This window comes from Saccharopolyspora indica (assembly GCF_027853965.1).
In the GTDB taxonomy this organism is placed as follows: Bacteria; Actinomycetota; Actinomycetes; order Mycobacteriales; family Pseudonocardiaceae; genus Saccharopolyspora; species Saccharopolyspora indica.
On sequence record NZ_JAQGLB010000003.1, the window covers coordinates 261,232 to 284,081 of the forward strand.

Below are 22,850 nucleotides of genomic sequence, written 5' to 3' on the forward strand. Positions count from 1 at the left end.
CGACTCCTACTGGAGCTGCTTCTTCTGGACCTTGCCCAGCGCATTGCGGGGCAGATCGTCCACGAACACGACTTCGCGGGGGCGCTTGTGGCGCGACAGCGTGTCGGCGACGAAGGAGATCAGGGTGTCGGCCAGCCTCGCCCGGTTCTGCTGTTCGGTGACGACGTAGGCCACGACGCGCTGTCCGAGGTCCGGGTCGGCTCGTCCGACGACCGCGACCTCGTGCACCGAGGGGTGGGCGAGCAGCGCGGTCTCGACCTCGCCGGCACCGATCCGGTAGCCACCGGATTTGATGAGATCGACCGATTCGCGTCCGACGATGCGGTGAAATCCGGCGGCGTCGCGCGTCGCGACGTCGCCGGTGATGAACCAGCCGTCATCGGTCCACGCCGCCGACGTCTCCTCGGGCCGGTTGAGGTAGCCGTCGAACAGCATCGGGCCGCGGACCTGCAGCCGTCCGATGCTGGCTCCGTCGTCGGGCACGAGCTGTCCGCTCTCGGCGACCAAGCGGGTCTCCACCCCGCGCACGGCTTGCCCGACCGAGCCCGGGAGACGTGGCCCATCGGCACGAGTGCTGAGGGTGATCATGGTTTCGCTCATCCCGTAGCGCTCGATCGGCGCACCGCCGGTGAGTCCTGCGATGCGCTCGAACACCGGTGTGGGCAGCGGCGCGCTACCGGAAACGAGCAGCCGAGCCCGGCGCAGCGCTCGTGCGGAGCTCTCGTCGTCGGCGATGCGCGACCACACGGTGGGCACGGCGAAGTACATCGTGCCCGCCGCCGCGGCGTAGCGCTCGGGGCGCGGTTTCCCGGTGTGCACCACGCGTGAACCGATCCGCAGGGACGCGAGCACGCCGAGCACCAGGCCGTGCAGGTGAAACAGCGGCAGGCCGTGAACCACGGTGTCGTCGGGGGTCCACCGCCACGCGTCGGCGAGGGCGTCGACGCCGGCCGCCAGGGCGCGGTGGCTGAGCCTGACGCCCTTGGGCGCACCGGTCGTTCCCGAGGTGTACATGATCATGGCGAGGTCGTCGTCGGCCGGTGCGATCGAGGTCGTCGCTTCGCCGCGACCTCGGCGGCCGACGGGAATCGCGGGCAGGTCGGAGCCGGGGTGCGGTGAACCCGCCCAGCAGGTGACCTCGGCGTCGGTGAGGATGTGGTGCAGTTCGGCGCTGCCGGAGTCGGGCGGGACCGGCACCACCGGCACCCCGGCCAGCAGGCATGCGGTGACGGCGACGATCGTCTCCGGGGTCGGTGTCGCGTGAACCGCGGCCGGGCCGGCGGGGAGGGAACCGGCAAGCGCACGCGCTGCCTCGTACAGCTGCGCTCGCGACATGCTGTCCGGGCCGACGGTGATCGCCGCGGCGAGGTCGGTCGCGCTCGGGTGGGCGGGATCAAGCGATGTCAGAAGCATCGGTGGGGACTGCCTTTCTCGTGTCGTTGGTTGGTGCGCCGAACACCGGCTCGGCTCTGGCCGCGAAGGCGGCCAGCCCGACGCCGAGATCCGGGTTCGGCGCCGACTGCCAGTGCCGGTGCAGCTCGTCGGTCACCCGGCCGTTCGCCGCCGCTTCGTCGGTCATCTGCTTCGCGGCGGCGATGGTGGTCGGCGCCCGGGTCGCGATGGTGGCGGCGATCCGGTGAGCGGCGGCGTCGAGCACTTCCTCGCCGACGACGTCGGTGACCAGGCCGAAGTGCAGCGCCGTGGACGCCGTGATGGCCTCGCCGGTGAAGATCAGGCGCTTCGTCGCGGCCGGGCCGATGATGCGCACGAGCCGGTCGATGGAGCTGGTGGGGTAGATCAGGCCGAGTTTCGCCGGGGTGATGGCGAAGCTGGCCCGCTCGGAGGTGATCCGCAGATCGCAGGCGACGGCCAGCTGGGTTCCGCCGCCGACGCAGTGGCCGCGGATGGCCGCGATCGTCGGTTTCGGGCACCCGGCGAGGATCTCCTCGACGCGGGCGAACTCCTCCTCGATGCGGGCCGCGGGCCGCTCGGCGATCTCCGAGATGTCGAGTCCGGCGCAGAAGTTGGGGCCCGCACCGCTGAGGACGATCACGGATACCTCGGCACGCCGTGCGACCGCGGCGAGATGCTCGGCCAGCGCCTCCAGCATCGACCGGTTCAAGGCGTTGGCGCGTGCGGTGTTGTCGATGGTGAGCCGTGCGATGGGGCCGTCGACGTCCAGTGAGACGGTCGCGCGCGGTGTCGGTGACATGCCTGCGCCCCCGTTCACAGCACCATGCCCGGCACGACCAGGGCGCCGACCAGCAGGACGGGCCCGACCACCACCATCGCCAGCCCCCAGCGCATCAGCGAGCGGGTCATGCGCGGCCGCTCCCCCGAGTCGACGGTGGTGGCGACCAGGGTCGCGCCGACGGTGGAGAAGGGTGAGACGTCGACGATCGAGGCGCAGACGCCGATCGCGCAGATCAACGCCCAACCCGGGATCGAGCCCGATGCCACCAGGGGCAGGGCCAGCGGCACGAGCGCTGCGAGCATGCCGGTGGTGGAGGCGAACGCCGAGACGAGACCGGCGACGAGGCAGATGAACAGCGCGGCCAGCAACGGCACGCCGATGTGACTGGCGTACTCGCCGAACATGTCGATCGCACCGATGTGCTCCAGCACGCCGACGAAGGTGATGATGCCGCCCACCAGCAGGACCGTCGGCCAGTCGATCCGGGGAATCGCCTTCTTGGCCGACTCCGGGTCGAGCAGGGTCAGCACCGCGCCGAATGCGAACGCCAGCACGCCGATGTCGGGGTCGAGGTCGGCCAGCGACAGCGCGATGACAGCGCCGACGAGCCCGACCATGGCGATGACGGTGGCGATCTGGCTGCCGGAGAACGGCTTTCGCGCGCTGCCGGACGGCAGATCCGGACTGCTCGGCTCGCCGGTACCGGAGTCGACAGCGGCCGACTGCTCGCTGGTGGCGCGCAGCAACTGCCTTCCGCCGAACAGGACGTAGGCGACCACCAGCAGCAACAGGTTGATCACCACTGCGACCGCGAACAGCACCAGCGGGCTCAAGTCGACTCCGGCCCGATGCGCGGTGCCATAGGTGACGATGCCGAACAGGCTGGTCGGCGCGAAGGCGCCCGCACCGAGCCCCGTGCCGATCGACAACGCCATCAGCATCGGATCGATGTCGCGCTTGTCGGCGACCAGCATGCCGATCGGCGCCATCACCAGTCCGCCCAGCGGAGATCCCATGGCGGCGATTCCCGCGGTCAACAGGAAGAACACGATCGGCAGGAGGCCCCGACGATGCCCGACCCTGGTGAGGGCTGCCTCGATGATCCGGTCGATCGTGCCGTTGACGTGCGCGATCCCGAAGAAGTAGGTGACGCCGACCAGCAGCACCAGGATGTCGACCGGAAACCCGGCGACGACGTCGTCGATGGACATGCCGGCCAGCCCGAGCCCGACGCCGGACGCCGCGGCGAACATCAACACCCCCAGATGAGCGTTGCGCACCGCCGATAACGCGAAGACGCCCACAAAGATCACCAACGCCGTGAGCTGCACTGTCATTTGCCCGCACTTCCCGCTTGGTCCACTGTGTGGCACAGTGGTCTGCTACATGAACCGGCGGCGTGTAAGCTAGTTCACAGACGACCGCGGGTCAAGGGACCGATCACGGGAGGTCGCATGTCCGCCACCAACAGCGTGGTGTCCGCATTCCGGGTGCTCGAGAGCGTCGCCCAGCTGCAACCGGTGGGTCTTTCCGAGCTCAGCCGTGCGGTCGGGTTGCCGAAGTCCAGCGTTCAGCGGGCCCTGCTCACGCTGCACGAAATAGGCTGGCTGCGACCGACCAGCTCTCAGCCGACGCGCTGGAGCCTCACCTACCGCGCGTTCTCCGTCGGCAGCCAGGCCCGCGATCACCAGTTCCTCCGCGACACGGTCCTCCCGTTCCTGAACGAGCTGCAGCTGACGACGACCGAGACCATCCACCTCACGGCCCCGGACGGCCGGGAGCTGGTGCTCATCGAACGATTGGACACCTCGCACCCGCTGCGGGCGTTCCTGCCGCTCGGATCGCGAATCCCGTTGCACGCCTCGGCATCCGGCCTGGCCTTCCTCGCCGCGAGCAGCCAGGAGTTCATCTCGGACTACCTGGCCGGGCAACTCGCCCCGCAGACCGACCGGACCATCACCGACCCGGACACCTTGCGCGAAACCATCGAAGAGGTTCGGCTGCAGGGGTATTCGGTGAACCGAGAAGGGCTCAGCAAGGGCATCACCGCCGTCGGCGCGGCGATCGTCAACGCGCAGGGCGAACCGATCGGATCCGTGTCGGTGTCCGGCCCGAGCATCCGGATGGTCCCGGAGACGTTCGAAACGTTCGGCAACGCGGTGCACGACACCGTGCGACGAATCCACGCCGTGCTGTGAGCGAGTGCGAATCGGCCGCCCTCCGCGTCCTTCAACGGCGAAGTTCGAGGCAGGCGTCTTCGGAGCGATCACCGAAGATCGGGACGACAGGACCCGAACCTGCGACCCCATGCCCCCAGCACGATCCACAGGAGAATCCGACCAGCGAAAACCGGGAAACCCCAACACGTCCCGATGCAGCACACGTCGATCCAGCTCAGCGGGAAGCGGTCAGAGCAAGAACAAACTCCGCACCCGCGCACCTGTCCGTGCCCGACTTCTCCGCCTGTGTCAGGCTACGGGCATGGCTCTGCCTCATGATGATGTCGATCCCGGTGGTCTGCTCGAGTACTCGGTGGTGTTCACCGACCACTCGCTGAACCACATGTCCCAGCGCTTCGTGGGCGTGATGCAGGGCATCGTCGATGTCCTGCGCACCACCTACCGAGCGCACAGCGTCGCGCTGGTGCCCGGAGGCGGCACCTACGGCATGGAGGCCGTCGCCCGCCAGCTCGCGACCGGCCGCCGCTGCCTCGTGGTGCGCAACGGGCTCTTCTCCTACCGCTGGTCGCAGATCCTCGAAATGGGCTCGATCGCGCAGGAACACGCGGTGTGCCGGGCACGACCGGTCGATTCGTCGCATCAGGCCCCGTGGCAGCCGGCGCCGATCGATGAGGTCGTCACCGTCATCCGCGAGCAGCGGCCCGATGTTGTCTTCGCGCCGCACGTCGAGACCGCCGCGGGCATGCTGCTGCCGGACGACTACGTCCGCCGCCTGGCCGAGGCCACCCACGAGGCCGGTGGCCTGCTGGTCCTGGACTGCATCGCCTCCGGGGCGCTCTGGGTCGACATGACCGACCTCGGCGTCGACGTTCTGCTGAGCGCCCCGCAGAAGGGCTGGAGCGGATCCCCCTGCGCCAGCTACGTCATGCTCAGCGAGGCCGGCCGGGCCGCGGTCGAGGCGAGCACGTCGACGAGCTTCTCCGTCGACCTGAAGAAGTGGCTGTCGATCACCGACGCCTACACCGAGGGCCAGACCCCGTACCACACGACCATGCCGACCGATACCCTCGCGCACAACCTGGAACTGATGCTCGCGACCCGCGACCGCGGACTCGAGGATCTCCGCGCCGCGCAGGTCGACCTCGGCAACCGGGTGCGCACGCTGCTCGCTGAGCACGGGCTCCCCTCGGTCGCCACCGACGAGTTCGCAGCCCCCAGCGTGGTCGTCGTCCACACCGACGACCCGGAGCTGCGCAGCGGCGCCCGCTTCAAGGAGGTCGGAATCCAGATCGCGGCCGGTGTGCCGCTGCACTGCGACGAGCCGGCTGACTTCTCCACCTTCCGCATCGGCCTGTTCGGACTCGACAAGCTCGGCGACGTCGAGGGAACCCTGGCCCGGCTCCGGACGGGACTGGACAAGACCGGCCGATGACCACCACCCGTTGATCAACCCCTCGCACCCCAGGGCTCGACCGCGGATGCGCTCCCGGTCGGCGGCGATCAGGCGGTCCTTGGTCTTGTCGGTGTACCGGGGAATCACGTGCAGGTGGAAGTGGAACACCGACTGCCACGCATCAGCGCCGCAGCAGTTGAGCAGGTTCACCCCATCAGCACCGAACGCTCCAGCCGCTGCCTTGGCCTCGGCTGGTGCGCGTCAGCTGGTCAGCCACCTGGTGGACGTCGTCAGATCGCGAAGCACTCCCGCGTCGGGACCGACGCCGAGCCCGGGGCCGGTGGGCACGTCGAGGTGTCCGTCTCGCAGGACGAAGGGCTCGGTGAGGTCGGTCTCGTAGTACCGGGAAGAAGCCGAGGTGTCGCCGGGCAACGTCGCGTGGACGTGCTCGTAGCGGGCCATCGCCCCCACCCCGTAGCGCTCCAGGAAGACCACCGGCGCGGTCTCCCGGAGCAGCTCGTGGCTCGGGTACGGGTCGGTCAGGAAGTCGTCGCTGAACGGGTCGAGGTCGAAGGTCGGGGCCGGGCGGGTGCCGGACAGTTTCCATCAGCGCCCGCTCAGAGATCGAGCACGAGTCGGGAGGAGCACGCCCGCGACACGCAGATCATCATGGTGTCGTTCGCCGCCCGCTCGTCGTCGGTGAGCACGGAGTCTCGGTGGTCGGCCACGCCTTCGAGCAGGGCCGTCTCACATGTCCCACAGGTGCCTTCCTGACACGAGGAGAGGATCTGGATCCCGGCGTCTTCGACGACCTCGAGGATGGACTTGTCGGCCGGGACGGTCAGGGTCATCTGCGACTCCGCGAGCTCGACTTCGAAGGTGGTGCGCGGCCCGTCGTCGGCTCCGGCCTTCGGAGCGAACCGCTCGATGTGGAGCGACCCCTGCGGCCAGTCCGCGCACGCCGTCTCGACCGCGGTGAGCAGGCCTTCGGGCCCGCAGCAGTACACGACCTTGTCGTCGCAGGAGCTGCCCGGCTCCGCGAGGAGAGCGTCCAGGTCGAGCAGGCCGACCTCGTCCATCGGGTACACCTCGACGTGTCCCGGGTACTCGGCCTCGAGGAACTCGCGATAGGCCATCGACGCTCTCGTACGGCCTCCGTAGGCCAGCCGCCAGGAACGACCGGACAAGGCCACCTGCGCGATCATCGGCAGCAGCGGCGTGATCCCGATCCCGCCGGCGATGAAGAGGTAGCTCTCGGCGTCGACGACGGGGAAGTTGTTGCGCGGGCCCCGAACACGGAGGGTGCTGCCGACGGCGATCTTGTCGTGGACGAACTGCGAACCGCCCCGGCCGTCGGGCTCGCGGAGCACAGCCACCTTCATGACGCTGCGATCGCCGGGATCGCCGCACAACGAGTACTGCCGGGTGAGGTCGGCCGAGAGCACCAGATCGACGTGGGCGCCCGCCGTCCACGGCGGCAACTCCGTACCGTCCGGGCTACCGAGGCTGAGCCACGGGTCATCCTCGCGATCGGCATCCGACTTCGCAAGACAACCTCCTGCCCGGCGGCCGCGCTGCTCGACGCTCGCACGCGCCATGAGCCCTGGTCTGGCAGATCACCGCCCGCACCGAGCCCGGCGACGAACTCCGCCCGCAGCGTCGACGAACTCCGCGTCCACTCCGGCGAACTCGTCGACGGAGCGCGCGATGGCCGCGATCCGGTCACCCTCCACGAGCACCGCACCATCGGACAATTCACCGCGCTCGGCGTCCATGGTGGTGATGGGGCCACCTGCGATGACGGTTCGTCTCATGCGCCCATCGTCGCCACGTGCCCCGAACCGCACCAATACCCGGGACAGTGCGTCGCCGCTGTGAGCAGCGTGTTGCGCGGGTGTTGCAGCGGCCTTCCGGGAGTCACGAGCCGTACAGCTCGTCGACGAGGGCGAAACCGTCCGCGACCCAATTCAGCTCGGTGCGGGCGCGGGCGATGAGGCCGTCGTAGGCGTACATCTTGTAGCGCACCGCGAACTCGGCCTCGCGCACGGTCAGCTTGGAGAGGCGGGCCGCCAGGGTGGGGTGGGTGCGGTCGACGAGCGCAGCCCGAGTGCTCTCGAGCATGCTCAACTGCTCCTCCCAGTACGCCTGCTGCTGCCGGAGCTGCTCGCGCACCGACTCGGGGTCGGCGAAGTCGAAGTAGGCCGCCTTCAGGTACGCCGGGTCGCGCTGCCGCTGAGGTGCCAGCGGGGACTCCATCCACTCGCGGAAGTCGGCGAGACCGGCGTCGGTGACGTGGTACTCCTTCTTCGTCCCCTTCTTGCCCCAGGGCACCTCGACCGAGGTGAGCAGCCCGTCGCGCTCCATCCGGTTGAGCTCGGGGTAGATCTGCGAATCCGGGGCGTGCCAGACGTGGGCCACCGAGCGGCTGAAGCTCTTCGAGATGTCGTACCCGGTCATCGGACGACCGGTGAGCAGCGCGATCAGCGCGTAACGCAGCGACACGACATCTCCCCCTCCGGACTCCCCAAGCTACCGACCATTGCCAACTCACTATATCCATAGTTAGATTGTGGCCCGCGCAACACATACCTATCTTCATAGGGAGTTCTCTTGCCCAGCACTACCTCGCCCGAAGCGGACACCGCACCGCCGACCACCGCTGCCGCGAAGATCTTCAACCACCCCCGCAACGCCTGGTACGCCGCGGCTTGGGACCACGAGGTCACCGGCAAGCAGCCGCTGGCCCGCACGGTCGCCGGGGTACCGCTGGCGTTGTGGCGCAACGCAGAAGGCCGGGCGGTCGCTCTCGCGGACGCCTGCTGGCACCGGCTCGCGCCGCTGTCGAAGGGCAAGGTCCTGGGCGACGAGCTGCAGTGCCCCTACCACGGTCTGCGCTACAACGCGGCTGGTCGCTGCACCGGAATGCCCGCGCAGGAGACGATCAACCCCAGCGCCGTGGTCCCCTCCTACCCCGTGGTCGAGCGCTACCGGTACGTCTGGGTCTGGGTCGGCGATCCGGACCTGGCCGACCCGACCGCGGTGCCCGACATGCACCAGGTGGACGACCCCGCCTGGGCCGGCGACGGCGAGACGATCCACGCCGACTGCAACTACCAGCTCATCCTCGACAACCTCATGGACCTCACCCACGAGGAGTTCGTGCACTCCTCGAGCATCGGCCAGGAGGAGCTGTCCGAGGCCGAGTTCGACGTGACCCACGAGGGCAACACGGTGACCGTCAGCCGGTGGATGCGCGGCATCGACGCCCCGCCGTTCTGGCTGAAGAACATGCGGGACAAGTTCCCGGGCTTCTCCGGCAAGGTCGACCGCTGGCAGATCATCCACTTCGAGGCGCCGGGCACGATCCGCATCGACGTCGGTGTGGCGAAGGCGGGCACCGGTGCGCCCGAAGGGGATCGCAGCCAGGGCGTCAACGGGTACGTGATGAACACGATCACCCCCGAGACCCACCGCACCTCGCACTACTTCTGGGCGTTCATGCGCAACTACCGCCTGGAAAGCCAGGCCATCACCACCCAGCTGCGCCAGGCGGTGCACGGGGTCTTCGGCGAGGACGAGGAAATGCTGCGCGCCCAGCAGAGCGCCATCGACGCCAATCCCGAGCACGAGTTCTACAGCCTCAACATCGACGCCGGGGGGATGTGGGTGCGGCAGATCCTCGAGCGCATGCTCGCGGCCGAGGGGCGCCCGTCCTCCGCGGCGGACGCCGGTCAGGGGGCCTGAGATGGCGGTGCAGGCACAGACCCGCTGGCAGCAGGCCCGGGTGGTCGAGGTCTCCGACGTCGCTGAGGGCATCCGCCGCATCGTCCTGGCCCCCGAGCAGCCCGAGCACGCCGCGCCTGGCACGCACGTCGACGTCCAGATCGGGGACGACCCCCGCCGGGTGCGCTCCTACTCCGTGGTGCGCTCCGAGGACGGCGGCCGCCGACTGACGCTCAGCGTGCGGCTCTCCCCCACCTCATCCGGCGGCTCGGCCGCGATGCACCGATTGCGGGTCGGCGACGACCTGACGGTCACCGGGCCGCTGCAGAACTTCCCGCTCGCGGTCGGCGCGACCCGCTACGTGCTCGTCGCCGGCGGCATCGGCGTCACCGCACTGGTGGCCATGGCCGCCGCGCTGCGCCGGCGCGGTGCCGACTACCAGCTGGTGCTCCTCGGCCGCAGCCGCGCCGCGATGGCCTACCTCGACGACCTGGTCGCCGAGCACGGCGACCGCGTCCGCGTCCACGTCGACGACGAGGGCACCTCGCTGGCGGTGGAGGGCCTCGTCGCCGGTATCGCCCAGACGCCCGAGGCTGCGGGCACCGAGCTCTACATGTGCGGTCCGATCGGGCTCATGAACGCCATCTCGCGGAGCTGGGCCGAGCACGACCTTCCTGCGCCAAACCTGCGCTTCGAGACGTTCGGATCCAGCGGCCGGTACCAGGCCGAGGAGTTCCTGGTGCAGCTCCCCGACCTCGGCCGGGAGATCGCCGTCGCACCCGACACCTCGATCCTCGACGCGCTCGAGGCCGCCGGGGTCGACACGCTCTCGGACTGCCGCAAGGGCGAGTGCGGGCTGTGCCTGGCGAAGGTGGTCGACGCCACCGGCACCATCGACCACCGCGACGTCTTCCTGAGCGAGTCCCAGAAGGAACGCTCGAACAGGTTGTGCCTCTGCGTCTCCCGAGCAGTGGCATCCGGCAGCGGCTCGGGAGATCCCGCTGTCCTCTCCCTCCGCCTCACCTGAGCCGGTGCACCACAGGGTTCGCACGGATCCTTCACCACCTGGAGACCCATGAACGTCACCGCACGCATCTCGCAGGCACCGATGAGCGGCTACCAGTGGCTGATCGTCGCGCTCTGCACCTTCATGAACTGCCTCGACGGCTTCGACGTCATGGCGGTCGCCTTCACCGGGCCGTCGGTCACCGAGGAGTTCGCGCTCAGCGGCTCGGAGTTCGGTCTGCTGGTCTCGGTCGGCCTGATCGGGATGGCGGTCGGCTCGATGCTGCTCGCCCCCTTCGCCGACCTCATCGGTCGACGCCCGCTGATCCTGGTCAGCCTCGCACTCGGCACGATCGGCATGTTCGGCGCGGCTGCGGCAACGTCGGTGACGGTGATGGGTCTTTTCCGGCTCATCACCGGCATCGGTGTCGGCGGCATCCTGGCCAGTACCAACGTGATCGCCAGCGAGTTCTCCAATTCCAGGAATCGCGGTCTTGCCATCGGCATCTACACCGCCGGGTACGGGATCGGCGCCACCGCGGCAAGCCTGGTCGCGAAGGCGACGGTGGGCGGCGACTGGCGAATGGTCTTCTACGCCGGCGGTGCCGGGACCCTGCTCGCCCTGGTCGTGATCGCCGTCGTCCTGCCCGAGTCGGTCGCCTTCCTCGAGCAGCGCCGACCGAGCGGCGCGCTGGAGCGGATCAACCGGACACTGGCCCGGATGCGGGTGGAGACTGTCACGGACGCCGACCTCGACGAGGCGGCCGCCACCCGGATTGCCGCTGAACGGGCCGGATCCAGATGGCTCAAGCAGCTCCTGACGCCGACGATCCTGCTCTGGCTCGTCTTCATCACGATCATGTTCGGCTTCTACTTCGTCAACAGCTGGACTCCCACGCTCCTGGTCGAGGAAGGCCTCTCCGAAAGCGCGGCGGTCACTGCCGGGATGGCGATCTCGATCGGCGGCACGGTCGGCTCGGTCCTCTACGGCGTTGCCGCCCGAGTGCGCGCGCCGCGGGTGGTGCTGATCGGATTCGCCCTGCTCTCGGCCGCGATGATGGTCGTCTTCATCGTCAGTGCCTCGACGCTGTGGCTCGGGTTCGGCATCGGCGTCATCGTCGGTGCTCTGATCAACGGCTGCATCGCCGGTGCCTACACCGTCGGCCCGCCTCTCTACCCGACCAACATCCGCAGCGTCGGCATGGGCTGGGCACTCGGGATGGGACGCATCGGCGCCATCCTGTCCCCGACCATCGCCGGCATGCTCAAGGACGCAGGAGCTTCCGCGACGCAACTCTACGTCGGCGCCGCCGTAGTGGTCGCTCTCTGCGCGCTCGTCCTGGTCGGCCTGCGCCGGCACGACCCCGAATCCACTCGCACGCCGAACGAGGCACTCACCACCTGACCTCTGCTCAGCCTCCTCACGACCCGGGTCGACCGGGTTCTCCGGTCGACCAGCAGACGCGGAACAGCCCGCTGATCTGTCGTGCCGATCAGCGGGCTTTCCTTCGTCGAGACAACAAGATTTGAACGGGTACGTCCCGCTGATCACGTCAAGCTGAGGTACTGCGCGTAGTCGTCCAAGGCACGCAGCACCTCGGCCTCGCCCGCGGACGGCAGTTGCAGCACGACCTCTTCCACCCCCAAGTCCCGGTAGTGCGCGAGCTTCCCCGCCGAGGGCTGTATTGCGTAAGGAACCACCTCGGGCTCCTCCTCCCGTCCCTCCTGCTCCCACGCCTTCCGCAGCGCGGGGAGCGCCTTGGTCAGGTCATCGCGCCCGTCGTTCGGCAGCCAGCCGTCCGCGTACTGAGCAATGTGGGAGAAGAGCTTGGGTCCCGCCGCCCCGCCGAGCAGCGTCCGCGGGGCTGCCCGCACCGGCTTCGGGTGGGCGTGACTGGCCCGCACCGACCCGAACTCGCCCTCGTACGCAGTGGGTTCGCCTGCCCACAGTGCCCGCATCAGCGCCATCCGGTCGCGCACCAGCTCGCGCCGCGTCGACCACTCCACCCCGTGGTCAGCGGCCTCCTCGGCGAGCCAGCCGAAACCGACGCCCAGGGTGAAGCGGCCGCTGGAGAGGAAGTCGAGAGTGGCGATCTGCTTGGCGAGGTCGATGGGGTCGTGCTGCGCGACGAGGGTGATACCGGTGCCGAGCGCCAGTCGCTCGGTGACGACGGCCGCCTGACCGAGCGCCACGAATGCGTCGAGCGTGCGTCCGAACTCGCGAGGCAGCGGCTCCCCCGCAGGGGTCCGGATCTCCTCGCTCGCCGGGATGTGGGAGTGCTCGGGCAGGTAGAGCCCGGCGAAGCCGCGCTCCTCCAACTCATGCGCCAGCCGGTCCGGCCAGATGCTCTCGTCGGTCAGGAAGATCATGGTCGCTACGCGCATCGGGCTGCGGCACCTCCGAAACTCGGCATTCGAGCTTGCTCGATCGTGGACATGTCTTGCGAGTTGGTTATCTTCGGTGCGACCGGGTGGACTTCCGGCCGATCAGGTCCGGGCTTGTTCGCCGGATCAGCCGCGGGGACCGACCAGCTCCGCCTCCTCCATCAGCTGCTCCCCGCGGCCTGGTCCGCGATGAGATCGAACTTCACGCGAACCAAGCCGTCGCCTTTTCGGGAACCGCCTTGCACTGCTCCAGCGCGAGCTACCAGCGATCAACGGAATGGGAACCGGTTCGCTCCGAGTGCGCCGGAGTCAGGACGCGGCGGCGCTCACCGGGGCGGCGTCGTCTTCGGAAACGTGCTGGGGGGACGGGTAGCGCCGCACGGACAGGGCCATGACCGCAATGGTGATCAGGCCAGCGATGCAAGCGAACACCAGGACACCGATACCGCCGGAGGTGTTGACCGCGCCGCCGCCGATGGCACCGGCCAGCGAGATGCCCACGTAGAGCCCGCTGGTGTTCAGCGCCACCGCCTCGGTGGCGGCCTCACCGCCCATGTGCATGGCGCGGGCGTTCATCGGGGGGTTGTTGGCCCATCCGGGCACTCCCCACAGCACCAGCACGACGCCGACCAGCCACGCCGGTGCCGCTCCCTGCCCGAGGCCACCGACCACGAGCAGCACCAAAGCGGCCGCGACCACGCCGCCGAACGCCGCGAGCAGGGTGCGGTCCACGCCCCAACGGTCGGTCAACCGTCCGCCCAGCACGGTGCCCACCGCGCCCGAGACGCCGACGATCGCGATGAAGATGCCGACGTACTGGCCGCCGACGCCGGTGAGGTCGTGGGTGATGGGGGCCATGTAGATGTAGGGCATCAACCCGCCGGTCGCCGCGAGCATCGTGCCGAGCACGCACAGCAGCACCGGGGGCCGACGCAGCAAACGCAGCCGCTCGGCCACGCCGACGACCGGGGTTTGCGGGATTCGGGGCAGCGTCAGCGCCGTGATCGCGATCGCCAGGCACGTGAACGCCCCCACCGCGATGAAGGTGGCTTCCCACCCCGCCACGCCGCTCAACCACGAGCCGAAGGGCACGCCGACCACCAGCGACACGGTCAGGCCCGCGGCCACGGTGCCGATCGCCCTGCCGGTGCGCTCCGGCGAGGCCAGCCGACCGGCGACCGCGAAGGCCGCCGGGGAGAGCGTGGCCGCCACCAGCGCCGCCACCACCCGCAGGGCCATCAGCATCCCGAAGGAGGGCACCAGCGCCGTGCCGAAGTTGACCACCGCGAACACCGCGAGCCCGCCCACGATCAACGCCTTGCGCGGCACCCGCCTGGTGGCCACCGCGAGGATCGGACAGGCGATCGCGTAGGTGATCGAGAACACCGTCACCAGCTGGCCCGCGGCGCCCTCGCTCACCTCCAGATCGGCGGAGATCGCCGGAAGAATCCCGGCGATGATGAAGTCATCGGTGCCGATGACGAACGTCGTCAGCAGCAGACCGATGAGCCAGCCCGAACTGCGCTCAGAGACCACGGGTACGCCTCGCTTACCTCAGTGCCGGAATCGCAACCCGAGTCGAGGTTGCGAAGTCGTGCTTCTCGGTGCAGCGACCGCGCTGCACTCCGGCGACAATAGTGCCACTGAGTGGCATACGCCCTCAAGGGGCAAGTTTGGCGGGCTACACTCCTGCCATGAAGGAGTCCAAGGGCGGAGCTGCCGTGACCCGCGATCGCGCCCCCGGTGATCAACTGCCCCTGCGGGAGCGCAAGAAGCTGCGCACGCGTCAGGCGCTCGTCGACACGGCGCTGGAGATGTTCACGGAACACGGTTTCGACGGCGTCACGCTGGATGTGCTGTGCGATGCCGTGGACGTCTCGAAGCGCACGTTCTTCCGCACCTTCAGCAGCAAGGAAGACGTGGCGCTGGCGCCCGTCCGCGACCTGTGGGCCACCTTCATGGAAGAGCTGGAGACCGCGGAGCCCACCGGCGGCCCGGTCTTCGAACTGCTGGAGAGCGTGCTGCTCGCAGCAATCGGCCGGATGGGCCCGGACGGCTGGGCCGAGCGCCTGCGGCTCAGCCGGAGGTTGACGGCGCGGACACCGTCGATGGAGGCGCACGGCCTGGCCTTCTGCGATCGGACCAACGCCGACATCGTCGCCGTCATGCAGCGCAGGTTCGACATGCGCGCGCAGCAGGATTCGCACGGCCTGCGTCCGCGGCTGGCCGTCGACCTGCTGACGGCAGCCTTCCACCGGGCGCTGGAGTGCTGGGTCGCCGACCCCTCGGAGCCGGGCCCCGAGGCGCTCGCCGACGGGCTGCGAAACGCCTGCGCAGCCGTGCCGGAAAGCCTCGAACTGCCCGCGCACCCGCGCTGAGCGGCCCGGCCCGCAGCACCGCCACATCCGCCAGGCAGTCGCCGCCCAACGCCCAAGCCCGGGGGTGCGACGAGGCGAGGGGCACGTGGCCGGGTCGTTCTCGTCATCGTTGGGCGCGGTGGCCGACAACGAACAGCATCCGGGTTGAGAGACGTGTCGTCCCGTCCGCGCGCAGCGGATACTCCTTCCGCAACAACGGCGCGAACTCAGCGCGGAACGCCTCCCACTGCTCGCCGTCGAGCCTGGCCTTGATCGGACGCAGCGGCGCCGCCTCCAGATCGTTCAACAGCGCGTCCTCGCCGTACAGGCACCGCCAGTGCCGCGATTGCCACACCTCAGGCCGAAAACCCCGCTCCGCCAGCAGGTCGTAGTACACGTCCGGCGGGCGCATGACCTCACCCAGCCGCAACACGCAGTCGGAGATCAGCTCACGCCAATGCGGGCGATCCGCCACTTCTTCCACCAGCGAGTGGATCCCATCACCGGCGTCGTCCGGTGAGCACATGCCGAACCAGGAACCGCCGGGGAGATCGCTCAACCAGGAGGAGATGAGCTCGGGGTGCTCGGGAACCCAGTGGATAGCGGTGTGGCACAGCAGGACGTCGGTATCCGCGGTCGGGCTCCAATCCCGGATGTCGCCGAGCTCGGCTTGGACACCGTGCTCACGCGCCTTCGCCACCATGTCGGGCGAACTGTCGACTCCGGAGACGACGGCTTGCGGCCATCGTCGCGAGAGCGCCGCGGTGAGGTCACCGGGGCCGCATCCCAGGTCGACCACCCGACGTGGGCTCCGGGCATCGATCCGCGCGGAGAGATCCTCGAATGCCCTGCTCTGCGCATCCGAGTGCTGCAGGTACTTTTCGGAATTCCACACTGTTCTTCCTCCATGTGCAGTGGGGTTCTGCCCACCACTTCGGCCGATCCGTGGCGTGATCGTCCTCATCGGTCTGCGGAACGGGGGACTTCGCGGCTGATGCCGCAGTTCGCGTTCTGGTTCATCTCCCGCTGGGTGAGAGCCATCACGGAGTCGGCGGGACCACCCGGGCGGCTCGCAGCGCGGAACGACGGACCTTGCCCGCGTCATCGCGCAGCGGGATGTCGGAGCGTTCGAAGGTGCGCGGAACTTTGTACGGTGCCAGTCGCTCTCGAACGAACGCGCCGAGGATGTGCTCCTCGACAGGTTCGTCGGTGTGCACGATCGCGTGGACCCGATTGCCCAGGTCGTCGTCCGGCAGTCCGATCACGGCTGCCGATCCCACCGCCGGATGCGCCTCGAGGGCGGCCTCGACTTCCGCCGGGTACACGTTGGCACCACCGACCAAGATCATGTCGCTGCGCCGGTCGGCCAGGTACAAGTAGCCGTCGGCGTCGAACCACCCCATGTCACCGAGCGACTCCCAGCCGTCCCGCGCCCGCGGGGTGGCACCCACGTACTGGTACGTCCGCTTACCGGGCGGCGGGCGCATCCACACCTCACCCACCTCCCCCGGTGGCAGCGAGCGGAAGTCCTCATCGGTGATCAGGATCTCGCCGGACACCAGGCGGCCAACGGATCCGGGGTGCTGCAGCCAGTCCTCCCCGTCGATGGCGGTCACCGCGATCGCCTCGGTCCCGGTGTAGTGCTCCAGCAGCACGCGCGGTCGCACCCACTCCAGCCATCCGCGTTTGACGTGTTCCGGACAGGGGGCGCCCACGTGGAACAGGGTCCGAACGCTGGACAGGTCGGCAGCGGCGCGGATGTCCGCGGGCAGCCGCAGGATCCGCCCCATCAGCGCGGGCACCAGGTAGACCCACGTGGCCCGGTACCGCTCGATGTGCCCCAGCACGTCGGCCGCGTCGAAGCGCGGCATCACCACCACGTGCCCGGCACTGGCCAGCGCGACCAGGGAGAAGGTGAACGGCGCGTTGTGGTACAGCGGGGCGGTCACCAGAAAGGTGCACCCGGGATCAATGCGCAGCGAGCTGGCTCGCGCCAGCACGGCCTCGGACGTCCCGGCATCCGCGGCCATGATGATCTTGGGTCGCCCGGTGCTGCCGCCGGAGGTCGGTGCCTTCCAGCACGGTGGGACAACGGGCGGCAGCGGATCGTCCGACAGCGCGGGACCCGGTTCGAACCCGGGCGGCAGGCTCGGCCTGCCGTCCGGGCTCGGCAGCCCCACCACCACCGCCGGGTCCGCGACCTCGATCACCGCCGCCAGTTCGGCCGCGGGCAAACGCGCAGACACCGGCTGCGGGGTCGCGCCGAGCTTCCAAGCGGCCACCGTGGCGACGTAGAACTCGATCCCGTTCGGCAGTCCGATGGTGACCAAGTCCCCTGCCGACACCCCGAACTGGGCCAACGCTCGGGCGTAGCGGTTGCTCGCCCGGGCCAGGTCGGCGCGGCTGAGCGTGACACCCTCGCAGGTCACCGCTGGCGCATCGGGGGATTCCGCGGCCAGGCGATCCAGTTCGGCGCCCAACGGGGTGCCCCCGATACCGGCGGTGACGGCCCTCCCTTCGGCCGGATCACCGAGGGAACCGCGGACTGCTCGTTGAGCATCCAGAGCGGGTTGGTCGTCGCGTGTCATCGTGTCCTAACTCCTCCGCCTGCTGGTGCGTTGATGAGCCTGCTCGAGCTCCGGATGCGGTGCCCTCACCCGCCTTGCAGCGGGCGGAGTTCACCCGAGGAATCCCGGTAGTGACGCGATCACTCACAGGGGATCGGCGGAAGGCGATCCAAGGTGATCCCGAAGTGCTCCTGGTACGCCTTCCTTATTTCAGAGTCGCCGATCAGCAAGACTTTCTCGCGGTGCTCTTTGCCGGTTCGCGTCAGAAGGTTTCCCCGCAGCGTGATCCGCCCGTTCTCCGACTCGCGCGTGCAGAACAGGCTCTTCCGGAAAGGAGAGCTGGGACAGTTCTCGTACCACCACAGCACGTGCCGGAAGTCGTCGATGGTGCGAGGCTGGTGCTCGATTCGCAGTACGGGAGTCCCGTCCCGCAGCAGATCGAGGTCGCCGTCAGGACCCGGGACGAACTCGAAAGTGCCGTTCGGGTCGTGCTGCGGGCCACGGGCGTCCATCCTCAGTGGATACCGGGCGCCATCCCGCCCGAAGCCGACGTCGACCAGCCACGGCCGCGGGGTGTCCACCCGGATCACCGTGTGCGCGAGCGGGAAGCTCGGGCCGTCATCGCGGAAGACCCGACTGCCCAGCAGCGCGACCCGGTAGCCCAGTTCTCGCAGCAGCTCGGGAAATGCCGACCCGTTGAGCTCACGACAGGTGCCGCCCCGGTTGCGGCGGACGACCTTGTCCAGAGCGTGCTCGCCCAACCGGATGGGCTCCCCCAGGTGGAAGTCGATGTTCTCGAACGGGACCGCCATCAAGTGGTGTTCCTGCAGCTCCCGGAGGAATTCCACATCGGGGCCACGTTCTGACACGCCGAGACGGCCCAGATACTCCTGGACCATCTGACCATCCATCGCAACGTCCTCCTCACGTCGGCGCACAAGGCCGGGCAGAATCCGCATGGCCAAGTTCCACTGAGCTTCTTCATCCTGATCGAAGCCGCAGGCGCGGCGAGCAACGCCGCAGTCTGGGAGCTGTCGCATGCGCCGCAGGCGCATAACCCACCCTCGCAGCTGGCACCGCCGCGGGTTCTCAGCGTTCGCCTGGTGAGGACAGCCCGTTCGCCGTGTATTGGACCAGAACGGGATCCCGGAGCCAGACGGACGCTGAGGTTCCGCTACCCGCACCGCCACGCAAAACGAGGATGGAAAACACTCACTGCGACCGCCAGTCCCCTAATCGCGACCGGCGGTGACGACGCGCTCGTAGCAGGGACGGACTTCCGGCTGTCCATTCGCCATGAGCTGAGCGATCCCGGCGTACATGCTGTCGCCCGCCCGGTTCTGATCTCCCTGCGTCGTGGCGTGCGGCAGCCCCATCTGGTAAAGCTGCAACTCCTTGACGAACGGCCGCCGCAGCGCTTCGTAGGACGCCAACGGCGCAGCTATCTCGCCGCCCGCTGCCCTGATCAACCGATCCGCCAGCACCAATGCGTCCTGGACCGCCATGTTCAACCCCTGCGCACCGATCGCGTGCACCCCGTGCGCGCTGTCGCCCAGCAGTCCCAGACTGCCACGCGACCACACGTGCGGCTGCACCACGTGGTGGTGGGCCACCATCAGCTGGTCCCAGTCGGTCAAGCCGCCGAGCCACTGCTCCAGATCGGGGCGGAAGGCCGATACCCGCGCACGCAGCTCGGCCACTCCCGCCGACCGGACTTCGTCGAAGTCCGCCGGGTCGCCGACCCACTGCACCGCCAGCTGCCCGTTGGCGACCGGCATCACGCCCAGCCACGAGCTGTCCGCGGCGTGGTGCACATCGACGCGTTCGGGCCAACCGGGCGGCTGCGGCAGGATGATGAACACCGCAGGCCGGTCGAAGTCGAACACGTCGACCTCGATACCAGCCGCCGTGCGCATAGGCGAGAACTTCCCGTCGCTGCAGATCAGGTACCGGCAGGTCATCGTCCGCTCCTGGCGCGCATCGGCCAGGTCGAGGCGGTGGCCACCGTCCGGAGCATCGGTCAGGCGACGCACCGATGTGCCCGGCAGGACCGCAGCGGTCGGCTCCCGCTCCAGCGCGTCGTGCAGCACGCCGGTCAAGGTCGGCAGCGGAACGCTCATGATGTAGGGATGCCGACGCCAGATGTCCGAGGCGTAGTCCAAGATGCGCTGCTCACCGGTCGCGGTGTGTTCGACCACCTCTCGCACCGGCTGCCCGACTCGGGCCAGTTCATCCATGAAACCGAGTTCGTCGAACAGCTCCAGGCTCGGCGGGGACAAGAACGGGGAGATCTTCCCCATCCGCGTATCGCGAAGCTCGTTCTTGTCCACCACCGACACTCGCCACCCGTGCCTGGCGAGCAGCAGCGCAAGCAGCAGCCCGGCTGGACCGCCACCGACTATGCCGCAGTCCGCGTAACCGTCGCTCTCATTCACCGCACTTCTCCCCACTCCTACGTACTTGCGTCGATCGGGCGATCCGCACTGTGCACTGTGGTCAGTTCCCCGCAGTGGAAGACCTGCGGTGAGCAGTCCGCCAGGCCCAGCTCCGCGCGCACCACCAGGCCGATTACCAGGTTGTGATCGCCGACCGGCACCGTCCTGTCCACCAGGCATTCGAGGACGCCCACCGCCCCGACGGGGAACGGGACGCCATTGGCCCCTCTCGCACCGCCCATCGCCACCACCGCCGCCTCGCCAGCAGGGCGGTCCGCCGACGCGAACTGCCGAGTGAGACCGGCCTGGTCGGCGCTGAGGAAGCTCACCGAGAACTCCGCCCCCGGCACGAGGCGTCCGGCGATCCGGGCGTACTGGTGCACCGAGACCAGCAAGGTCGGTGGCGACAACGACACGCTGACCACCGAGTTGATGGTCATGCCCATCGCGCTGTCGCCCTCGCCCGCCGTGAGCAGTGCGACACCGGTGGGGAACAAGCGCATGCAGGCGCGGAGATCCTCGGCCGCGACCGTCCGGAGTTCGCTCTCGCTGCCGGTCACCAGCAACTCACCCCCGTTCCAATCCAACGCGCGGCACCGCGGAAGTTACTTCTCGAGGCAGAACTCATTGATCGGGTAACCAACGTGGCGGTCTTCGCGCGGGAGGTATCCCAGGACCTTGTCGCCCGGCTTCAGCTCGGTGGAATTCAGCACCGTGCCGCCGGGTCCGAGAACGCGCACGTGCCAGTCGTCCTGCAGGATCAGGTTGACCGCGGTGCCATCGGGGGCGACGGCGTCAATCGAGATCAGCGGGCGGGTTTCGATCTTGACGCGGCCAACGGTGATCAACCGGGTGTTGCCCTTGACGTCGGCGGCCAGCACCCTCGATCCGGTCTTGAGCTCGGACAGGTAGTTCGTCCGCTCGTCCGCGCTGAGGGTGTAGGAGTGGATCGCGCCCGCGTTGACCCGGAACGGGCGGGTGGGCATGTAGGGCAGCGGGTGGGTTTCGCTGACGCAGAGGATCATGCCCTTGGAGTGCGATCCGACGAGAATGCCCTCGTCGGTGCCGAAGTGGCTGGTGGTGTCCACGCAGGCGCGCTCGCCCATGCCGACGTGGCTGGTCGCGGTGACCTCGAGCTCGACGAGGTTCAGCGGCGCGGACTCCACCGTCACGACCGACTTCAGCGCGGTGGCGTCACCGACCGTTCTCGGTGCCAGCATCACGCCGTCCGAACCGTGCTCGAGCACGCCCACGATGATCTCTGCTTCTTCGATGTCGCCAGCGGTGGTGATGATGCTGCCGCCCGACCGCGCAGCCGCGGCGATCACGATCTCCAGCGGAATCTTCGTCGGGTCGCGGAAGTTGAGCAGGCTGAACTGCTCCGTGCGCGCCGCATCGCAGGCGTCGTCCAACGTGGACGAGTCGACGATCTCGACGTAGCGCCCGAATTCCACTTCGGGATGGCGCACCGACAGCTCGGCCACGCCGGGGTGAACCCGCGGGTCGACGATCACGACATCGGCGGGACCGAACGTCTCCGGCAACTCGGCGTCAGCGGGAAAGTACACCTTCCGCACGGTCGGCGGCAGCGGTTCCAAGGAGGACAGATCGTCGGAGACGATCGCATCGACGCGCTGGTGCACCGCTTCTTCGATGATGGCGTTCCGCAGGTCGTTGTCGAGGGACCGGATGTCGAGCCAGCTCAGCTTCATGCGGAAATTCCAATCGTGGTAGTTCCGGATTTATTCGGAGACGAGATGGTGGCGCTCAACTCGATGTCAGGAGCGCCGACCCAGCGGCGCTGAACTCCGCGTCGATGCTGAGCGGCGAGTGGACCACTTCGGCCACCCGACGGGCGATCTTTCCCGGATCAGCGGCCTGGAAGATGTTCCGGCCCATTGCCACGCCCGCGGTCCCGCCGTCCAGCATTCGCGATACGTGGGCCAGCACTCCAGCCGGATCCTGCTCGGCGGGGCCCCCAGCGGTGATCACCGGGATGGCGCTCTGCCGAACCACGTCCCGCATCTCCTCGGTGCTGTGCGCCCAGGGGAGTTTGACGATGTCCGCACCGAGGTCCGTGGCTAGGGAGGCGGCGTGCGCCAGCAGGGCGGGATCGCGCGGATCGGTGATGCGCGGGCCGCGCGGGTACATCATGGCCAGGAGCGGGATGCTCCAGGTGGCGCAGGCGTCGGCGACCGCACCCAGGTCGGCGATCTGGGTGCCCTCTTCGTCCGAACCCAGGTTCACGTGGATGCTCACCGCGTCAGCAGCCATCCGCACGGCGTTCTCCACGCTCGAGACCAGGTACTTCGCGTCGGGATCCCGCGCGTGCATCGTGCTGGCGCTCAGGTGGACGATGAGTCCGATGTTGGCGAAGCGGCGAGGATCCACGAACGCCACCCGCCCTTTGTGCAGCACGACCGCATCGACGCCGTTCCCGGCGAGCGTCCCGATGAGCGGGTCGAGTTGATCCCCGGGGAGAATCGGGCCGTCGGCCACCGAGTGGTCCAGCGGAACGATGAACAGTCTGTCGTCGCCGTAGCGGTGGAGTCGGCGCAACCGCATGAGAGCGGCAGTAGTGCGGTGGTTGCGCATCTCTTCGCGTCCTTCC

The 22,850-nt window shown here is 68.8% G+C and carries 21 protein-coding genes and 2 pseudogenes; 6 read left to right on the forward strand and 17 right to left on the reverse strand.

Going from position 1 to position 22,850, the window contains the following annotated elements; all coding sequences use genetic code 11:
* Window positions 1-6 precede the first annotated feature (6 nt).
* The 3 genes from OU416_RS08585 to OU416_RS08595 are packed head-to-tail and all read right to left on the reverse strand — an operon-like array spanning window position 7 to window position 3,531.
* Window positions 7-1,413, reverse strand: coding sequence for an acyl-CoA synthetase (locus OU416_RS08585; protein WP_270926320.1), 1,407 nt, complete (start codon window positions 1,411-1,413; stop codon window positions 7-9).
* Window positions 1,394-2,212 carry an enoyl-CoA hydratase/isomerase family protein gene (locus OU416_RS08590; protein WP_270926321.1) on the reverse strand — a complete coding sequence of 273 codons (819 nt, stop codon included), beginning with the start codon at window positions 2,210-2,212 and terminating at the stop codon, window positions 1,394-1,396. The genes OU416_RS08585 and OU416_RS08590 overlap by 20 nt, the downstream gene beginning before the upstream one ends.
* 14 nt (window positions 2,213-2,226) lie before the next feature.
* Window positions 2,227-3,531, reverse strand: coding sequence for an SLC13 family permease (locus OU416_RS08595; protein WP_270926322.1), 1,305 nt, complete (start codon window positions 3,529-3,531; stop codon window positions 2,227-2,229).
* A gap of 117 nt (window positions 3,532-3,648) precedes the next feature.
* Here OU416_RS08595 and OU416_RS08600 point away from each other — a divergent pair, with 117 nt between their 5' ends.
* Together OU416_RS08600 and OU416_RS08605 are read left to right on the forward strand one after the other, a co-directional pair.
* Window positions 3,649-4,392 carry an IclR family transcriptional regulator gene (locus OU416_RS08600; protein ID WP_270926323.1) on the forward strand — a complete coding sequence of 248 codons (744 nt, stop codon included), beginning with the start codon at window positions 3,649-3,651 and terminating at the stop codon, window positions 4,390-4,392.
* Window positions 4,393-4,675: 283 nt separating this feature from the next.
* The gene (locus OU416_RS08605) at window positions 4,676-5,806 is read left to right on the forward strand and encodes an aminotransferase class V-fold PLP-dependent enzyme (RefSeq protein WP_270926324.1); all 1,131 of its coding nucleotides are present in this window, start codon (window positions 4,676-4,678) and stop codon (window positions 5,804-5,806) included.
* 102 nt (window positions 5,807-5,908) lie between these two features.
* Here OU416_RS08605 and OU416_RS08610 read toward each other — a convergent pair.
* The 5 genes and pseudogenes from OU416_RS08610 to OU416_RS08630 all read right to left on the reverse strand — a co-directional run.
* Window positions 5,909-5,995 (reverse strand): annotated as a pseudogene (locus tag OU416_RS08610) (HIT domain-containing protein); the annotation flags it as partial.
* 33 nt (window positions 5,996-6,028) lie between these two features.
* Window positions 6,029-6,202 (reverse strand): annotated as a pseudogene (locus OU416_RS08615) (o-succinylbenzoate synthase); the annotation flags it as partial.
* A 182-nt stretch (window positions 6,203-6,384) separates the two neighbouring features.
* The gene (locus OU416_RS08620) at window positions 6,385-7,365 is read right to left on the reverse strand and encodes a PDR/VanB family oxidoreductase (protein ID WP_372907248.1); all 981 of its coding nucleotides are present in this window, start codon (window positions 7,363-7,365) and stop codon (window positions 6,385-6,387) included.
* Window positions 7,366-7,383: 18 nt separating this feature from the next.
* Window positions 7,384-7,581, reverse strand: a complete 198-nt coding sequence (locus OU416_RS08625) for a hypothetical protein (protein ID WP_270926325.1) — start codon at window positions 7,579-7,581, stop codon at window positions 7,384-7,386.
* Window positions 7,582-7,684: 103 nt separating this feature from the next.
* The gene (locus OU416_RS08630; protein WP_270926326.1) at window positions 7,685-8,269 is read right to left on the reverse strand and encodes a PadR family transcriptional regulator; all 585 of its coding nucleotides are present in this window, start codon (window positions 8,267-8,269) and stop codon (window positions 7,685-7,687) included.
* Between the two features lie 108 nt (window positions 8,270-8,377).
* Between OU416_RS08630 and OU416_RS08635 the strand changes: the two genes are divergently transcribed.
* The 3 genes from OU416_RS08635 to OU416_RS08645 are packed head-to-tail and all read left to right on the forward strand — an operon-like array spanning window position 8,378 to window position 11,900.
* Complete coding sequence (locus OU416_RS08635; protein WP_270926327.1) at window positions 8,378-9,511, forward strand: aromatic ring-hydroxylating dioxygenase subunit alpha; 1,134 nt, start codon at window positions 8,378-8,380, stop codon at window positions 9,509-9,511.
* Window position 9,512: 1 nt separating this feature from the next.
* Entirely contained in the window at window positions 9,513-10,517 is a 1,005-nt protein-coding gene (locus OU416_RS08640) for a PDR/VanB family oxidoreductase (protein WP_270926328.1), read from the forward strand.
* A gap of 48 nt (window positions 10,518-10,565) precedes the next feature.
* The gene (locus OU416_RS08645; RefSeq protein WP_270926329.1) at window positions 10,566-11,900 is read left to right on the forward strand and encodes an MFS transporter; all 1,335 of its coding nucleotides are present in this window, start codon (window positions 10,566-10,568) and stop codon (window positions 11,898-11,900) included.
* 143 nt (window positions 11,901-12,043) lie between these two features.
* Here OU416_RS08645 and OU416_RS08650 read toward each other — a convergent pair whose 3' ends face one another.
* Entirely contained in the window at window positions 12,044-12,880 is an 837-nt protein-coding gene (locus OU416_RS08650; protein WP_270926330.1) for a TIGR03619 family F420-dependent LLM class oxidoreductase, read from the reverse strand.
* 309 nt (window positions 12,881-13,189) lie between these two features.
* Complete coding sequence (locus OU416_RS08655) at window positions 13,190-14,416, reverse strand: MFS transporter (RefSeq protein ID WP_270926331.1); 1,227 nt, start codon at window positions 14,414-14,416, stop codon at window positions 13,190-13,192.
* 158 nt (window positions 14,417-14,574) lie between these two features.
* Between OU416_RS08655 and OU416_RS08660 the strand changes: the two genes are divergently transcribed.
* On the forward strand, window positions 14,575-15,258 hold the full coding sequence (locus OU416_RS08660; protein ID WP_270926332.1) for a TetR family transcriptional regulator: 684 nt from the start codon (window positions 14,575-14,577) through the stop codon (window positions 15,256-15,258).
* 103 nt (window positions 15,259-15,361) lie between these two features.
* On the opposite strand, the gene OU416_RS08665 is transcribed toward OU416_RS08660, so the two are convergent.
* The 7 genes from OU416_RS08665 to OU416_RS08695 form a co-directional block, all read right to left on the reverse strand.
* A complete protein-coding gene (locus OU416_RS08665) occupies window positions 15,362-16,201 on the reverse strand; it encodes a methyltransferase domain-containing protein (protein ID WP_270926333.1) in 840 nt (279 codons plus the stop codon).
* Window positions 16,202-16,277: 76 nt separating this feature from the next.
* Window positions 16,278-17,825: an AMP-binding protein gene (locus OU416_RS08670; RefSeq protein WP_270926334.1), complete on the reverse strand. Its 1,548-nt coding sequence runs from the start codon at window positions 17,823-17,825 to the stop codon at window positions 16,278-16,280.
* A gap of 119 nt (window positions 17,826-17,944) precedes the next feature.
* Complete coding sequence (locus OU416_RS08675) at window positions 17,945-18,715, reverse strand: arylamine N-acetyltransferase family protein (RefSeq protein ID WP_270926335.1); 771 nt, start codon at window positions 18,713-18,715, stop codon at window positions 17,945-17,947.
* Between the two features lie 321 nt (window positions 18,716-19,036).
* The gene (locus OU416_RS08680; RefSeq protein ID WP_270926336.1) at window positions 19,037-20,239 is read right to left on the reverse strand and encodes an FAD-dependent oxidoreductase; all 1,203 of its coding nucleotides are present in this window, start codon (window positions 20,237-20,239) and stop codon (window positions 19,037-19,039) included.
* Between the two features lie 17 nt (window positions 20,240-20,256).
* Window positions 20,257-20,799 carry a flavin reductase family protein gene (locus OU416_RS08685; RefSeq protein WP_270926337.1) on the reverse strand — a complete coding sequence of 181 codons (543 nt, stop codon included), beginning with the start codon at window positions 20,797-20,799 and terminating at the stop codon, window positions 20,257-20,259.
* Between the two features lie 45 nt (window positions 20,800-20,844).
* Complete coding sequence (locus OU416_RS08690) at window positions 20,845-21,951, reverse strand: 3-dehydroquinate synthase II (protein ID WP_270926338.1); 1,107 nt, start codon at window positions 21,949-21,951, stop codon at window positions 20,845-20,847.
* A 55-nt stretch (window positions 21,952-22,006) separates the two neighbouring features.
* On the reverse strand, window positions 22,007-22,804 hold the full coding sequence (locus OU416_RS08695) for a 2-amino-3,7-dideoxy-D-threo-hept-6-ulosonate synthase (protein WP_270926339.1): 798 nt from the start codon (window positions 22,802-22,804) through the stop codon (window positions 22,007-22,009).
* Window positions 22,805-22,850 lie beyond the last annotated feature (46 nt).